At 29.2% G+C, this 16,817-nt stretch carries 15 protein-coding genes and 1 pseudogene; 10 read left to right on the top strand and 6 right to left on the bottom strand.

All coding sequences use genetic code 11. The features are described from left to right. A pseudogene (locus V3V28_RS06800) lies at positions 1-112 on the top strand (IS982 family transposase); the annotation flags it as partial. Here the strand turns inward: V3V28_RS06800 and V3V28_RS06795 are convergent. Further along, entirely contained in the window at positions 92-1,456 is a 1,365-nt protein-coding gene (locus V3V28_RS06795; RefSeq protein WP_331364265.1) for a carboxypeptidase-like regulatory domain-containing protein, read from the bottom strand. The pseudogene V3V28_RS06800 and the gene V3V28_RS06795 sit on opposite strands and share 21 nt — an antisense overlap. A 23-nt stretch (positions 1,457-1,479) precedes the next feature. Further along, positions 1,480-2,709: a M14 family metallopeptidase gene (locus V3V28_RS06790; RefSeq protein WP_331364264.1), complete on the bottom strand. Its 1,230-nt coding sequence runs from the start codon at positions 2,707-2,709 to the stop codon at positions 1,480-1,482. Between the two features lie 96 nt (positions 2,710-2,805). On the opposite strand from V3V28_RS06790, the gene pdxR reads away from it, so the two are divergent. Both pdxR and V3V28_RS06780 read left to right on the top strand, forming a co-directional pair. Next, a complete protein-coding gene (gene pdxR, locus V3V28_RS06785; protein WP_331364263.1) occupies positions 2,806-4,266 on the top strand; it encodes a MocR-like pyridoxine biosynthesis transcription factor PdxR in 1,461 nt (486 codons plus the stop codon). A gap of 98 nt (positions 4,267-4,364) precedes the next feature. After that, the gene (locus V3V28_RS06780) at positions 4,365-5,006 is read left to right on the top strand and encodes a DUF937 domain-containing protein (RefSeq protein WP_331364262.1); all 642 of its coding nucleotides are present in this window, start codon (positions 4,365-4,367) and stop codon (positions 5,004-5,006) included. Between the two features lie 176 nt (positions 5,007-5,182). Here the strand turns inward: V3V28_RS06780 and msrA are convergent, their stop codons facing one another. After that, the gene (gene msrA / locus V3V28_RS06775) at positions 5,183-5,848 is read right to left on the bottom strand and encodes a peptide-methionine (S)-S-oxide reductase MsrA (protein WP_331364261.1); all 666 of its coding nucleotides are present in this window, start codon (positions 5,846-5,848) and stop codon (positions 5,183-5,185) included. Positions 5,849-6,072: 224 nt separating this feature from the next. On the opposite strand from msrA, the gene dnaX reads away from it, so the two are divergent. Beyond that, a complete protein-coding gene (dnaX, locus tag V3V28_RS06770; protein WP_331364260.1) occupies positions 6,073-7,764 on the top strand; it encodes a DNA polymerase III subunit gamma/tau in 1,692 nt (563 codons plus the stop codon). 15 nt (positions 7,765-7,779) lie between these two features. Here dnaX and V3V28_RS06765 read toward each other — a convergent pair whose 3' ends face one another. Next, positions 7,780-9,600 carry a cation:proton antiporter gene (locus tag V3V28_RS06765; RefSeq protein WP_331364259.1) on the bottom strand — a complete coding sequence of 607 codons (1,821 nt, stop codon included), beginning with the start codon at positions 9,598-9,600 and terminating at the stop codon, positions 7,780-7,782. A 95-nt stretch (positions 9,601-9,695) separates the two neighbouring features. Then, positions 9,696-11,921, bottom strand: coding sequence for a SulP family inorganic anion transporter (locus tag V3V28_RS06760; protein WP_331364258.1), 2,226 nt, complete (start codon positions 11,919-11,921; stop codon positions 9,696-9,698). 235 nt (positions 11,922-12,156) lie between these two features. On the opposite strand from V3V28_RS06760, the gene V3V28_RS06755 reads away from it, so the two are divergent. Then, on the top strand, positions 12,157-12,738 hold the full coding sequence (locus V3V28_RS06755) for a tRNA-(ms[2]io[6]A)-hydroxylase (protein ID WP_331364257.1): 582 nt from the start codon (positions 12,157-12,159) through the stop codon (positions 12,736-12,738). A 75-nt stretch (positions 12,739-12,813) separates the two neighbouring features. Further along, positions 12,814-13,245, top strand: a complete 432-nt coding sequence (locus V3V28_RS06750) for a DUF4268 domain-containing protein (protein WP_331364256.1) — start codon at positions 12,814-12,816, stop codon at positions 13,243-13,245. Positions 13,246-13,483: 238 nt separating this feature from the next. Here the strand turns inward: V3V28_RS06750 and V3V28_RS06745 are convergent, their stop codons facing one another. Then, positions 13,484-13,822, bottom strand: a complete 339-nt coding sequence (locus V3V28_RS06745; protein WP_331364255.1) for a DUF4870 domain-containing protein — start codon at positions 13,820-13,822, stop codon at positions 13,484-13,486. 104 nt (positions 13,823-13,926) lie between these two features. Between V3V28_RS06745 and mnmE the strand changes: the two genes are divergently transcribed. From mnmE to V3V28_RS06725, 4 genes are all read left to right on the top strand, one after another. Next, positions 13,927-15,321 (top strand): tRNA uridine-5-carboxymethylaminomethyl(34) synthesis GTPase MnmE, encoded by a 1,395-nt coding sequence (gene mnmE, locus V3V28_RS06740; RefSeq protein WP_331364254.1) that lies wholly within the window; start codon positions 13,927-13,929, stop codon positions 15,319-15,321. Positions 15,322-15,332: 11 nt separating this feature from the next. Beyond that, positions 15,333-15,698, top strand: a complete 366-nt coding sequence (locus V3V28_RS06735) for a YchJ family protein (RefSeq protein WP_331364253.1) — start codon at positions 15,333-15,335, stop codon at positions 15,696-15,698. Positions 15,699-15,701: 3 nt separating this feature from the next. Beyond that, complete coding sequence (locus V3V28_RS06730) at positions 15,702-16,058, top strand: hypothetical protein (protein ID WP_331364252.1); 357 nt, start codon at positions 15,702-15,704, stop codon at positions 16,056-16,058. A 93-nt stretch (positions 16,059-16,151) separates the two neighbouring features. Continuing rightward, positions 16,152-16,799, top strand: coding sequence for a peptidoglycan-binding domain-containing protein (locus V3V28_RS06725; protein ID WP_331364251.1), 648 nt, complete (start codon positions 16,152-16,154; stop codon positions 16,797-16,799). Positions 16,800-16,817 lie beyond the last annotated feature (18 nt).

Genomic DNA, 16,817 nt, shown 5'->3' with positions numbered 1-16,817 from the left:
AGGTTTTAAGACTAGAATACTCTCAAAATTAACCTCATTAACAATTATTCAATTCATTAATAAGTTTACTTTTGATAGAAATATTAACAACTTAAAAATTAGTATTATTTAAATGCACAACGGGTGTTCCAATATAATCTTGAATACTAACATCTGGTGCATTTCTTAATAAACCTAAATACAAACCATTTACATTAGAACTTTGTTGAATTCTATTAGATTTAGTTGTTATATAATTAGCTTTCCCTCTTACAGAAAATTTATCATTAAATTTATAACCTGCCCTTAAAGTAGCGTTTATTTTATTATAAGTACTATTTTTAATAATCCCTTCACTATTTAATTTACCAAAACTTAAATAAATATCGCCTTTATCTCCAGCTCCACTAACACTTATATTGTTATTTATTGAGTGACCAGTTCCAAAAACTTGATTAAAGTTCTCATCTAAAAACGTTTCTTTTGAGTTTTTACCACCAGAATTTATTGGATAATAAATAGAGCCATCTTGAGCTTCAAAGTATTGGCCTGATGTCTTAAAATCATCAGTTCCACCTGTCCTATCGGCTATTTTATCTCCCCAGGACCTAGAATTATTTTGCTTCCAAGTACCTCCAGAACCCTGTCCGTAATTAGATTGTAATGGGTGTTTATCTGTAATTTCATCAAATGAAACAACTCCAGAATATGATACATCTATCTTATCTTTATTACGTCCTCTTTTTGTTGTAATTACAATTACTCCGTTTGCTGCTTGAGACCCCCAAACTGCAGCAGCAGAAGCTCCTTTAAGAATAGTCATTGATTCTACATCATCTTGGTTTAAATCATTTAAACGAGATTGTTGAGAAACCCCACCTGTAGCAGCATTACCTATTCCACCTGAATTTTCATTACTAAATGCAATACCATCAATTACAATTAAAGGTTGAGTATTACCTCCAATAGTATTAGCTCCACGAATTTGAATTGAAGAACCAGCGCCTGGATCTCCATTTGCACGAGCAATTTTTACACCAGATGCTTTACCAGATAAAGAATTAATAACACCTGTTTCTCCTGATCTTTTTGCTTGAGCTGCATCTACTTTAGAATAAGTAGAACCCAAGGTTTTTTTATTTACTGCAAAACCTAAAGCATTAATAACTATTTCATCAAGACTTTCTGCATCTTCCTCTAAAGTTATAGTTATTTTCGTTTTTCCAGCTACAGAAACTTCTTTGGTTTTATACCCTAAATAAGCAATACTTAAAATAGCATCTTGTTTAGAAACCTTAATACTAAAATTACCTTCAAAATCTGTTTCTGTACCATTAGCAGTTCCTTTTTCGAGAATTGAAACACCAGGTAAAGGTCCAGAAGCATCGCTTATGGTACCTGTTACTGTTTTTTGTGCCATTAGCATACTACTAGATAGTAATAATGCGCAAACACATAAAAATAGTTTTTTAATCATATTCATTTGTTTTTAGTTAATATTTAATTTGAATTTGTTTTTATTAATATTTTCATCATTTCTTCTGCGGTAACTTTACCAACTAATTTTATTTTATTTCTTGGAGTTGCATCTCCAATTTCATAGGTAATTCCTAATGCATTTTGTCCATATAAGAACCAACCTTTTGAAACTGGTTTTGTACTATTTCCAGCTTTCTCATTTACTTTGTAATTTGGAATATTTTCTTCTAAAGCAGTAAACCATTCTTCAATAAAATTAGGTAATGTTGTTTTCTCTCTAATCTTATTTGTATAAAACACATCTTCATAAGTGGAATGAAAATCTAACCCTAAAATTATTTTTGCTTTATCTTTTTTACTTGCTTTTGTGATAAACTTTATTATTTGCTTAATCTCTGGTTGATTATATTTAGACCAATCTCTATTAGTATCTACACCTCCAGCATTATGCCTCCAATGTCCTAAATCTACTCCATCTGGATTAACTATCGGAAAAGCTAAAACTCTATATTTATTTAAAAATGCAGTTGTTAAATTATTCTCTTTTAAAATTGTTGTTAAAAACTCTTGAAAAGCAAAGAAACCTGTTACTTCTGGTGGATGTTGCCTCGTTAATAATACAACAATAGGTTTCTGCTCTTTCTTCCCTTTATAAATATCTAAAACAGGTAAATCTTTACCTAATCTAGATTTTCCAACACTTTTTAAATGAACATAATTTGTTTTATCAACAATTAAGTTATTATACCATTTTCTTGTGTCTTTAGAAGTCATTAATTCTTGAGCAGAAACCCATGTTGTATCTCTTACAACATCTAATTTAACTGTGACAAAGTTATTCTCTCTAATTATATTTTTATCATTCATTTGTTTCCAAGGAGTAGAAACTGTTTTAATTTTAGGTATATATCTATGTTTAAAACCTTCTGGATAATCAAATTGAATGTAAATCGTTTTTTCTTTTTTAGACCAAATTTTAAAAGAATAGTAAGCACTATTGTTTATTGGAGTATTCTCTGGTTTAATAATTGCTTTTACTGTACTATCATTTACTTTTTCAAAACCATTTAAACGAGCTCCATCAAATTCATTAGATGCATAAACTCCAATATCATCAATAGAAAAAATAGTTTTCTTTTGATTATCTATCTTCTTTGTTGTTGTATCGACAGGAGTTTTAAATTGGACTTCTTTTAATGTTGAGCATCCAAAGCCTATAAATAGTAAACAGATTAATGCAAGTCTTTTCATTAAAAATAAAATTGAATTTGTTAATACTACTATAAAATTACAAAAAGAAACCTGTATATTGCACATACCAATTTAATAAATTAAAGCATACCAATTTTGACTTATAACATTATATCTCGTTTAATATCAATAGATAAAAAGGAGAATATCGCAAGAAAATCTATTTATAAAAAAGTTTTTGAAAATATTAAGAACGCTATAATTAATGAATCTATCCCTTATAAAACAAAATTACCTTCTTCTAGAGAGTTAGCAAAAGATTTAAATATTTCTAGAAGTACAGTAATAAAGGCTTATGATTTATTGAGTTTTGAAAGGTTTATAATTGCAAAAAAAGGATCTGGCTATATCGTTTGTTTTAAACAAAAAAACAAAAGTGTCAAGGAAAAAATTGTAAGTATTAAAAAAAAGTATCCAAAAGTATCAAAAAAAGCAAAATTATTTCAAAAATATAGTTATTTATCTACAGACAATTTTACAAAAAAGAATGTAGCGTTTAGACCTGGCTTGCCTCCATTAGATATGTTTCCTATAAAAACTTGGAAAAATTTATCGAATGCATATTGGAGAGAAGCTACACCAACAAACTTATCTTATGCTCCTTCTGAAGGTTTAGATACTTTAAGAATTAATATTGCCAATTATTTAAAAATTTATAGAAATATAGATTGTGAGTATTCACAAATAATTATTGTTTCAGGATCTTTACATTCCCTATATTTAATAGGAAATTCTTTAATAGATAAAAACGATAAAGTTATAATGGAAAACCCTACGTTTCCTAGAGCTTACAATCTTTTTAAAAGTTTAAAAGCAGATGTAATTCCTTGTGAAGTAGATAAAGATGGTATTAGAATTGATACAATAAGTAATGATTCTAAAACAAAACTAATCTACACAACACCTTCTAATCAATATCCTTTAGGAATAAAAATGAGCAAAAGTAGAAGGTTAGAAGTATTAGAGTGGGCATCAAAAAATAATTCTTTAATTATTGAGGACGATTACGATCATGAATTTAGTAATTGGGAAAACCCAATTCCCTCAATTTATAGTTTAGATAAAGAAGAAAGAGTAATTTATCAAGGAACATTTAATAAATTACTACACCCATCTTTAAGAATAGGTTATATGATTGTTCCAAAATACTTAATTGACCCAATAAAATCAATTTATGAACAATCTAGTAGGTTTGTGCCCGTTTCTTCGCAATCTATTCTCAATAATTTTATTACAAATGGGCACTTAAATAAGCACATTAGAAATGTAATAGAAATTTCTAAAGAGCGCAAAAAGCTTTTTAAAAATCAAACTAAAGATGTGTTTAATTATTCAAAAATAAATAGCGGACTTCATATAATTGGAAAGTTTAAAAATAATATTGATGATGTCTCTTCCTGCAAAATGCTTCAAAAAAACAATGTTATTGCCTACCCATTAAGTAATTACTATATCAATAAAGAAAAAGAATATGGTTTAGTTATGGGATATTCTTCTGTAAATAATAAAGTGATGAAGGAAAAAACAGACTTAATAAACAATTTGTTTTCAACTTAAAACCATAAAATTAGAGTATTTCAAAATTGATGTGACTTTATTTGTATATTGTGTCATATTTTATAGAAAACATTCATATTAATTATTAAAACATAAAAATGGCAGGTATTTTAGACTTATTAGGTAGTGATTTAGGAAAACAAATTATTGCAGGAGTTTCTGGTTCTACAGGAAATGATTCAAACAAAACAAGCAGTGTTTTAACTATGGCTTTGCCAGTTTTAATGAAAGCAATGCAAAGAAACGCAAACACACAAGAAGGAGCAGATGGGTTAATGGGAGCATTATCTGGTAAGCATGATGGTAGTATTTTAGATAACCTTGGTGGTTTATTTGGTGGTGGAGTTGAAGAATCTGTAAAACAAGATGGAGCTGGAATTTTAGGTCATATTTTAGGAAACAAACAACAAGGTGTTGAGAAAGTTATTGGTCAGAAATCTGGTTTAGATGCTGGTGCTGTAGCTAATATCTTAAAAATAGCTGCTCCATTATTAATGGGGGTTTTAGGAAAACAAAAAAAAGAACAAAATATTAGTAATTCAGGAGATTTAACAAGCCTTTTAGGAGGATTGTTAGGTGGTAATGAAACAGCAAATGAACAAAATTTTTTAGAAAAAATATTAGATGCAGATGGTGATGGAAGCATCATTGATGATGTTGCTGGAATGGTATTAGGTGGAAATGAAAAAAAATCTGGTGGTGGACTTGGTAGTTTACTTGGTGGACTTTTTGGAAAATAATTTTAGTCAATTTAAGTTGTCATAATTTATCTTGACAATTAACGCAAAATTAAACCAGAACATTTATTTGTTTTGGTTTTTTGTTTTGAATAAAGTTAACTCTCATCATTACAAGATTCAAGTCAACTGTTTTATATTACTAAACTTAATATCAGAAAAGTTAAAAATCATAAACATTAATGTTCATCTGTTTTTAATAGCTCTGGAAACCTCTTTTTAAAACGATTTAATCGAGGTACAGAAACCGCTTTCACATAGCCTTGACTTGGGTTTCTACGCTCAAAATTTTGATGATATGCTTCCGCTTTATAAAACTTTATAAGCTTTGTAACTTCAGTTGCAATTTTACCACTGTAAACTTCTTTGTTTAATTTAGCAATTGCGCTTTCAATAATTTTCTTTTCAGAAGCTATTTCATAAAAAGCAATAGATCTGTATTGCGTTCCGTAATCTGGGTGCTGTCCGTTTATGGTAGTTGGGTTGTGAGAACCAAAAAAAACGGTTACTAAAGTTTCAAAACTCACTTTTTTAGGATTGTAATATACAGCTACTGTTTCTGAATGACCTGTTTTCCCGGTACCAATTGTTTGGTAAGTAGGTTTTTTTGTATGTCCGCCAGCATAACCAGAAACTGCCTCTTCTACTCCACTTACACTTTCGAAAATTGTTTCTACACACCAAAAACAACCACTTGCAAAATAAGCAACTTTGGTATTTTTATTCGGTTTGAAATTTGCTTTTGTATTCTGTTTTTTTTTATTTATTTTATTATCAGTAAAACCAAAACAAGAAATTAACAAAATAGCACTACTTACAATTAATAAAGACTTTATTACTTTCATATATATAATTTGTATAAAAATGTGCCAAGAATCATTAATTAGCTCTTGGCACAATTCATTATGAACTTTTAATTCGAAAAAAGATAATCTTCGAACTCATTATTTAAGTCGCATAAATTAAAGTGAATTTACAATTTGTTTACAACTTTAGCATTTTGTTAAGAAAGCCACTTGTAACAAATACAATAGATACTTACTTTTGTTACTCAAATTTAATCAATTAAATGGAGCATTTTATAGTTTCTGCGCGTAAATATCGTCCTCAAAATTTTGTGGATGTTATTGGACAACAAGCCATTACAAATACGTTAGAGAACGCCATAAAAAACAACCATTTAGCACAAGCGCTTTTATTTACTGGTCCGCGTGGTGTTGGTAAAACTTCTTGCGCAAGAATATTGGCAAAGAAAATTAATCAGCAAGATGAAACCTTATCAGATGATAAAGATTTTGCTTTTAATATTTTTGAACTAGATGCTGCTTCTAACAATTCTGTTGACGATATTAGAAGTTTAACAGACCAAGTTAGAATTCCTCCACAAACAGGTAAATACAAAGTTTACATTATTGATGAGGTTCACATGTTATCTACAAATGCATTCAATGCGTTTTTAAAAACATTAGAAGAACCGCCTGCACATGCTATTTTTATTTTAGCAACGACAGAAAAACATAAAATAATTCCTACTATTTTATCTCGTTGTCAGATTTTCGATTTTAAAAGAATTGGCGTTTTAGATGCTAAAAATTATCTAAAAACCATTTGCGAAAAAGAAAACATTACTGCGGATGATGATGCTTTACACATTATTGCTCAAAAAGCAGATGGTGCAATGCGAGATGCTTTATCAATTTTTGATAGAGTTGTAAGTTTTTCTGGAAAGAACTTAACACGTGAAGCAGTTACAGAAAATCTAAATGTTTTAGATTACGAAACCTATTTTACAATGACAGATTTGTTTTTGGAAAATAAAATACCTGGTGTTTTAAATGCGTTTAACACTGTTTTAGGAAAAGGCTTTGAAGGACATCATTTTATAAATGGATTGGCTAGTCATTTTAGAGATTTATTAGTAGCAAAAGACAAAGCCACTTTAGCTTTGTTAGAAGTTGGTGATAATACTAAAAAGAAATATTTAGAACAAGCTACCAAAGCAAGTATTCCATTTTTAATGCAATCTATAGAAAAAGCAAATCAATGCGATTTAAATTATAGAGCTAGTAAAAATCAGCGATTGCTGGTAGAATTAACCTTAATGCAAATTGCCTCTATCACTTTCGATGGAGAAAAAAAAAAGTCAGCTAACTACATAATTCCTGCTACCTTTTTTCAAGCACTTTCACCTTCAGCAAAACAGGTTGTAAAACCAATTCAAAAGAAAGTTGAAAACATAAAAGTTTCTCAAACAGTTGAAGAGTCAAAAACTGTTCTTAAAAAACCTGTTTTACATAATCTTAAAAAACGCTCTTCTTCTCTTTCCTTAAAAAGTATTCACGAAAAAAAGGAAGTTAAAAAAGCTTCGGTTGAAGAAAATTTTGACTACCATCCAAAAGATGTTTTTACCGAAGAAATACTTCAAAAATTATGGAAAGACTATGTTACTTTACTGATTGAAAAAGGAGAAAGAAGTATGGCTTCTATTGTTGGAACTGATATACCTCTTTTAGGTGAAAAATTTAAAATTACCTTTACGGTTCCTAATAGATCTATGGAAGAACAGTTTAGAAAAGGAAGACCTAATTTATTAAATTTCTTAAGAGAAAAGTTAAACAATTACGGAATTGATATTCTTGTAGTTCTTAATGAAACTATTGAGAAAAAGTTTGCATACACACCACAAGAAAAGTATAATAAGTTAAAAGAGAAAAACCCACTTTTAGACAAATTACGTCAGGCTTTTGAGTTAGATATGTAAAGAAATCTAATTTTATTACCCTTTTAACTTCATTCCTAAATAAGGCAAAGTTAAACCTTCTTTAGTTTCATTTGTCTTTTCAAATTCTGGAATTAGATAAATTTTTTCTCCTTTCTCGACAAATAAAGGAATCGATTTTTCTACTTTAGATAGAACATCTAAAACGTTATTATATTCAATTTCATTTTCAACTTTAACCTCAATAATCATTGGATTTTCACGATACGCTTCACTTACGTTAATATAATCGTCATTTGGTGACAAAAAACTTTTCCTTTCTAATTCTGTAGCTTCTAAATTTTCTACAGAGGAAGCAATTTTATAAGCACCATGTTCTCCAAAAGATTTAGAAAAATTATTTAAAGCAAAGTTATTTACGGTATCACTTCCTGTTAAAGCAATTAAATAACCAACATCATTTAATTCTATATTATCTGTTAAATCATCATCATAAATATCAACTTTAAAAGCTTCTAAACCATCACTTATAGCTTGTTCTATAAAGTCTTTATTAGAATCGATAAGAATAACTCTCTTTCCTTTTTTCTTTAAATAATTAGCAATTAATCTTGCAGGATTTGAAGCACCTACAAATAAAATAGCGTTAGAACTTTTTAAGAAAACGCCCACCATTTTAGCAAAAAATCTTGCTGTAGTAGCATTTAACAAAACGGTTCCTAAAACAATCATAAAAACCAAAGGTGTAATATATTCTGCACCTTCTACTCCTTGTTTTAATAATTTACTTCCAAATAAAGAAGCAATACCTGCAGCTACAATTCCTCTAGGACCAACCCAGCTTATAAATAGTTTTTCATTCAATTTTAATTTAGATTTTCTAGTACTTACAAAAACAGCTAAAGGTCTAATTACAAAAACAACAATTGCGAATAAAGCAGCTGTTTTCCATGTATACAACAACATTAAATCATCAATATTAATATTTGCAGATAACAATATAAAAAGCATAGAAATTAATAAAATACTTAATGATTCTTTAAAATACAAAAGTTCTTTTATGTTCTTTAACTTTCCGTTTCCAAGAACCATCCCCATAACTACAACAGCTAGTAAACCAGATTCGTGAGCAAAATTTTCTGACAGTATAAAAACTAATAATACTACTGATAATGAAGCTACATTCAATAAATAATGAGGAATAAATTTTTTATTGATTGCAAAAGCCAATGCATGAGCAAAAGTGAAACCAAAGCTGGTGCCAAACAATACAATTTTACCAAATTCCATTAAAGCAATTTTTGTAAAACCACCACCACCACCAACACTAATAAATTCAAAAACTAAAACGGCAACCAATGCTCCTATTGGATCAATTAGAATTCCTTCCCATTTTAAAACGGTAGAAATATCTTTTTTTAATGGAATATTTCTTAAAATTGGCGTGATTACTGTGGGTCCTGTAACGATGATTAATCCAGAAAAAAGGAAAGAAATTTCCCAACTTAAATTAAAAATAAAATGTGCAATAATACCTGCTCCAAAAAAAGTAATTGCAGAACCTAATGTTATTAACTTCGTTATAACTGGACCTACATTTTTAATTTCACTTCTTTTAAGCGTTAAACCACCTTCAAAAAGAATAATACTAATAGCCAAAGACACAAAATAATACAAACCATCTCCAGGAAATAAACCTTTTGTTCCATTCCAAATTGGCTCTATCCACTTTGCACCATCTTCACTTAAATACTCGGCAGCTATTGGTCCAACTAATAAACCAATCAAAATTAATGGCAAAATTGCAGGAATTTTAAATTTCCAAGCAAACCATTGTGCTAATATTCCTAAAATGATAATTCCTGCTAATTCTAACATCGTTTTACAATCAAATTATTTAATCTTTCCTCGTTGGTCTGAGTACAAAGCATACTTAGTTATATGCAAAATTTTCGTTTACTTTTTTTCTAAAATTATTTCAAATTCATATGACTCAATAAATTGGTTGCAAAAACTAACATATTTTTTACTTCATCTGTGCGTGCAACATGAATATATTTAAAAATCATCAGTGCTTCTCCATTACTTTCTATATGATGTATTTCATTTTCTTCAAGAAAACGTAATAAATCATTCGTAAAAAAAGTTCGAATTTCAGCTTCATTTTCTCCACTTAATTGAAATTTATTTGAAAAATCTGTATATTTTTTAAAATTGATATCTCCTTTTGCTCCAGAAAAAACCTTTACACGATCAAAAACTTTATCAAAAAGCCCTTCTTTATCAATTATAAATGGCGGTATTGCAGTCGGTAATTTAATAACTTGTACTGTGGTTTGATACACTTCTAAAGCGAGTAAAGCCCCTTCATCAAATATAATATCAGCAATTTCCCAATGTGCATCATTTTTCACATCTAATCCTTGTAACGAGTTCTTTTTCATTTCAATAGGACGTGAATCAAAAAAGTGAAAATTTCTTAAATAAGAAGTATTCCAATCTACTTCACGCTCAAAAGACCAACTATTTGCAATCGCCATTTTTTGTAAACGAATTTGACGTTTTGTAATTCGTTTTTTTATACGACCGGTTACAATCTTTAAGGCTCTATTATGGCTTGTAGAAGAAACGTGATTCTCTAGTCCAATCAATTTCACATCGCCACCTTGATCGTCTTGTATTCGTTTAAAATCAATTAAATTTTCCATGATTGATAAATCTACTAAACGTGTTTTTGACATATCTATACGTACTGTAGAACCTGCAGGGATTTCTTCTAATAAAGTGTCTAATTGTAAAGCATATAAGAAGTTACTAATTCCCTTAAGTTTAACATCATAAGTGCCATTCTCTAAACGGTATACTTTTGAACCCGATCTGTAAATCATTTTGAAGAAACGTAAAAAACCCACTTTTGCTAATAACATATGTAAAAACAAGGTGACTAAAATTCCACCTACAATTCCGTAGAGTAAATCTGTAAATAATGTTATAATAAGTGTTGCTGTAAGAAATAATAATTGCTCTACACCTTGATCATATGCATGTTTAAATACTTTTGGAGATGCTAGTTTAAAGCCAGTATGTACCAAGATTGCTGCTAAAGCAGCCAAAGGAACGCTTCTTAAAATAGGTGCTAAAATAAGTACAAAGAGAATTAAAAAGATTCCATGATAGAAATTAGACCATTTGGTTTTTGCATTACTATTTACGTTTACTGTACTACGTACAATTACTGTAATAATTGGAAGTCCACCTAAAGCACCAGAAACCATTGTGCTTAATCCAACACCAATTAAATCTTTATTTAAATTAGTAGTTCGTTTATAAGGATCTAATTTATCAACAGCACGAGCACTTGCCAGCGTTTCCACAGAAGCAATCATAGTAATGGATAGTACTGTAAGCCAAAAAGCAGTTGTTCCTATCATTCCAAAATCTGGATGCATAATACTATCTAATGGATTTTCTGGGATGTCAATTAATAATTCTGGTCCTACACCGTAACTTTTTCCAAGAAAAGAAATACTATGTCCATTAAAAAAGTCAAAAATGAATACAAATGGTATCGATAATATCAAAACCCACATTGGTGCAGGAATTGCTCGAATGAATTTAGTGTTGATTTTTTTGTAAAAAACAAGGGTTAAAATTCCTACTAAAGCAATTACAAAAACAAAAGGATTAATTTCAGGTATTTTATAAAAAGCATCTATCAATGTTCCTATTATAGATTTTGAATCTGAAGTAGTTCCTAATGCATAATGTATTTGTTTTGTGAAAATAATTACACCAATTGCAGCTAAAATTCCGTGTAATACTGATGAAGGTAATAATTTGGCAAAGCGGCCCATTTTTAAAAAACCTAGTATCGTTTGAATACCTCCAGATACTACAATTGCAGCTAAAACATAATTAATATTTCCGTCAAGAGCTACAAGCCCACCAAGAATTACAGCAATTAAGCCTGCAGCAGGACCATTAATTGCTAAATGTCCACCTCGAAAAAAAGTGGTAACAACTCCACCAATAATTGCAGAAAGTACACCTGCCATCGGTGAGACTTCAGAAGCTACTGCGATTCCTAATGCAAGTGGTAAAGCTACTAATGATACACTTATTGCTGCCGAAAGGTCATTACGCCAGTTTTCTTTTAAACCTTTAATCCCTGTAGCAGGAATGGAGTTGAGAGTTTTCATAGTTGATATAAAATGTAATTTTAAAGCTGTTAATATACGTTTTTTAGAAAAAAAATATTGCAATAATATATGATTTTTTACATTTTTAGTTTGAGTCGTCAAATAATTAATAAACTAATTGTTTTTGTTTTTTTTAAGAAGAATTATTTTCAATTAAATTTGTGATAAAACCATATCTAAAAATAAAATGATAGATTTGTATTCCATTATAAACCTAATTTATAGACTATAGAATATGCTCGGATTACAATTTGAAACAGAAACTTCTTGGGCAGATATTGCCAAAGTAAATTTAGAGCAAATATTAACAGATCATGCGTTTTTAGAACAAAAAGCAGCTTCTAATGCAGTTTCTATTATTATAAATTATTCTGAAGAAACAGAACTTGTTAAAGAAATGAGCAATATTGCCATTGAAGAAATGCAACACTTTAAAATGGTGCATTTATTAATGGTAAAACGTGGAATGGTTTTAGGAAGAGAGCAAAAAAACGATTATGCAATCCGTTTGCAAAAATTTTTCAAGAAAACAGGCGATAGAACTGATGCATTGGTGCAACGTTTATTAATTGCTGCATTAATTGAAGCAAGAAGTTGCGAACGTTTTAAAGTATTTTCTGAAAATATGGAAGATGAAGAATTGTCTACATTCTATAAAAACTTAATGGTTTCTGAAGCACAACATTACACAACCTTTTTAGCATTTGCAAGACAATACCAAGACAGAGCAATTGTAGATAAAAAATGGAATGCATTGTTAACTTTTGAAGCTGAATTAATGCGTAAAAGAGGTAATGTTGCAAAAATTCATGGATAAAATCAATGAACAATTATCATTGAACTTGATAACTGATAACTGATAACTGATAACTGATAACTGATAACTGAATAAATGTTTAGCAAAGCTGAAGCAACACAAATACGTAAAGAATTTTGGACAAGTTTTGGAAAATCTTTTCCAAGAAAATGGTTATTGTACAATACTGAAATAAAAGGTTTTTCTTTTAAGTTTGTTGGCGACAGAAAAAAAGCGATGGTCTGTTTAGATATCGAAAATCCGGATGAATTGGTAAACCTACTCTACTTCGATCAAATGGTTTCTTTAAAAACTTTGTTAGAAACAGAGATTCCTGAAGTTATTTTTAATGATGAATATGAACTAGAAAGCGGAAAAAAAATTCATAGAATTTATGTTCCGTTTGAAGGAAAGTTTAGTGTACATAATAAAAATACTTGGCGAGATTGTTTTGAATTCTATATGGAAATAATGCCAAAATTTGAAGCGTTTTATTATGAATATGAAGATGTTATAAAAAATATTTAAGTCATTCCTGCGAAGGCAGGAATCTAAACTTGCATAAATATGGATTCCTGCCTTCGTAAGAATGACAAACTCTATTTAAGAAGCCCGCGTTAAGGATTGTAGCATTTGTTTGAGCTCTTTTTTGTTTTTCACAAAAAAAGCGAGTGCGAAAAGCCTGACCTGAAAGGTAACGCCCAAATTTAGTTCATAAAAAAAATCGCCCATAAAGAGCGATTTTCAATTTAACTTTCTTCTTCTTTTACTTAATGAACTGTATGCTAAAAGGATAACTTGGGGGTTCGTTATTACTCACTTTTATGGCATTTATAATCGGAAAAATTAAATAGAAAATTCCGATTGTTATAAAACCTAGAATTCCTAAACCGAATAATAAAATTAAAGGAATACAAATTAAAAGGTAAATAAACATTGAGATTCTAAAGTTAAGAATGGCTTTTCCGTGAGAATCCATTCCGAAAACTTCATCCTTTTTCGTTAACCATAAAACTAATGGTACTATAAAACCACCAATTCCTGTTACGAAATCTAATAACTGACTCAAATGTGTAATTACTAATAACTGTTTGTCTTCTTTCATTTTTATGTATAAAATTTTAGTTGTGTACTTATTAGACGCAACTTTATTTGTTTTGTTACATTTTTAAGTTTTAAAAACAAAAAATACCTGCGTATCTTTGCAATATGATCGAACAAGATACTATTATCGCATTAGCGACTCCTTCTGGTGTTGGCGCAATTTCTGTAATTAGACTTTCTGGAGAAAAAGCCATTGAAATTGTAAACGATAATTTTAAATCGATTAAAAAAAACAAATCTTTAAAAACACAGAAAACACATACGATTCATTTAGGCCATATTATTGAAAAAAATGTTATTTTTGATGAAGTTCTGGTATCGGTTTTTAAGAATCCAAATTCTTATACAGGCGAAAATGTTATTGAAATCTCTTGTCATGGTTCTAGTTTTATTCAGCAAGAAATTATACAGTTATTCTTACAAAAAGGTTGTAGGATGGCAGATAATGGTGAGTTTACAATGCGTGCTTTTCTAAACGGAAAGATGGATTTAAGTCAGGCTGAAGCTGTTGCAGATGTAATTGCTTCTAATTCTGCTGCAAGTCATCAAATGGCGATTCAACAAATGCGTGGCGGAATTACTAATGAATTGAAAGAATTACGTGTTCAATTATTAGATTTTGCAGCATTAATTGAATTGGAATTAGATTTTTCTGGTGAAGATGTAGAATTTGCAGACAGAACAAAATTTAAAGAATTGGTTACTAAAATCACCTTTGTTTTAAAACGTTTGATAGATTCTTTTTCTTTTGGAAATGCTATGAAAAACGGAATTCCGGTTGCAATTATTGGCGAACCTAATGTTGGAAAGTCTACACTTTTAAATGCGCTTTTAAACGAAGAAAAAGCCATTGTTTCTGATATTGCAGGAACTACAAGAGATGCTATTGAAGATGAAGTTATTATAGATGGTGTTGCTTTTAGGTTCATTGATACTGCTGGTATTAGAGAAACAGAAGATGTTATTGAAACTATAGGAATTAAAAAAACGTATGAAAAAGCAGATAATGCACAGCTAATAATCTTTTTAATTGACTCTAATAAATTCGCTCATTCTAGTGAGGACTTTTTAAAGGAAATAGAAATTATTAAAGAACGTTTTCCTAATAAACGTTTATTAGTAATTGCTAATAAAATAGACACTTTATCATGTCATGATAGCTCTATTTTACAATCTGAAATTGAAAATCTAATTTTACTTTCGGCTAAACAAAAGACTGGTTTAGAAGAATTAAAGAACGAATTAACTTCTCTTGTAAATATTGGTGCCTTAAGTAATAATGAAACAATTGTTACAAATTCTCGTCATTTTGAAGCTTTAAATAATGCTTTAATAGCCATAACTTCTGTACAAGAAGGAATTGATCTAGAAATTGGAACAGATTTATTTTCTATTGATATTAGAGAATGTTTACGCCATCTTGGTAACATCACTGGAGAATATGATATTGATAAAGATATTTTGGGTCATATTTTTGGGAATTTCTGTATTGGGAAGTAAAAAATAGAAACATGAATTGTCCTTGTAATCCTTCTAATCTATATGATGATTGTTGCAAAAAAGCACATCAAAATATACATTCTGTAACTACAGCAGAAATTTTAATGCGTTCTAGATACAGTGCTTTTGTATTAGCTAATATAGATTATTTACAAAAAAGCCATCATTCAGCTACAAGGCCGTCTAAATACGAAAAAAAAGAAATTTTAAGCTGGACAAAGTCTGTTGAATGGGTAAAACTAAATGTTTTAAACTCAACAAAAAACACGATAGAATTTAAAGCTTATTTTAAAGAAAACGGATCTTTAAATGTTATACATGAAAACTCTTTTTTTGTAAAAGAAAATAATCATTGGGTATATAAAAATGCGTTATAAAAAATGAATATTGAAGATTTAATTGGTGAATTTCAAATTATAGGAAGTAATCAAGATAAAGAAGAAGACACATACAAAGGAACACTTTCTTTGACTTTAGATGCAGATAACAGAATTGTAGCAACTTGGTTAATCAATAAAAGTCAACAACAATTCGGAACAGGATTTTTTAAAGACAATATTTTGGTGATCAACTTTAATTACCAAGGAGATGAAAATACTATTTACAAGGGTATTGTAGTTTATAGGTGTATTTCTAAAGATATTTTAGATGGTTTTTGGTCTGAAGAATTTGGTAATCCACTTTTTCTTGGAGAAGAACGTTGTTTTCGCGTGAAAGAAAAAGAACTATTAAATTAATAAACTTAAAAGCTAATTTCCTTTATAACTTTTTTTAGAAACTTTTGCCTATTTTTGTTACACAAACTAACCGTTCTCTAAAAATTTAGTACCATGAAACAACTCATCATTTTACTGCTACTCATTATTGCTTTTTTTATCGGATTTGGTAAATACAAACAATACAAAAGATACAACTCTCCAGAAGTAGATTATAAAACGGATAAAAAATTAGATTTTGAGTATCATAATCAAGAATTAGTGATGGATTATCATACAAAAGTAGAAGATTTGAATAGTTTTGTTATGATGCAATGGACTTCTAATGATATTGATGTTAGAACCCCAGAAGATGATGATAATGAAACAAAAGTTGTCATTAAAAAATATTCTAAAAAACTGGCAAGGATAAAATATTTTGAAAATAAACTAGAGAAATCGGCATCTTTAAAATCTAAAGGTTTATCTAACAAAGAGATTCAATTTTTAGAAAAAACTGGTACTGACCTAAAATCATATAAACGTTCTCAAGAAATTAGTAAGATTAAAAGTATGTTTAATGCTAATGAAAGAATGATTTACGGACACAGAAGTGCGTTGATTTTTGAAGTTCAAAAAAAATTAATTGCAAATGGTTACGAAATCATATTAGATGGTATTTATAAAGTAGAAACTTTAAATGCAATAAAAAGTTTTGAAGAAAAAAATAAATTATTTGCGGATGGGTTTTTAGACATTTTAACTTTAGATGCGTTGTTTTAATAAAAAAAGATGCTAGTT

This window comes from Polaribacter sp. (assembly GCF_036480315.1).
In the GTDB taxonomy this organism is placed as follows: Bacteria; Bacteroidota; Bacteroidia; order Flavobacteriales; family Flavobacteriaceae; genus Polaribacter.
The sequence above is the reverse complement of the archived record's forward strand: the minus strand, read 5'-3'. Positions and strand labels throughout refer to the sequence as shown.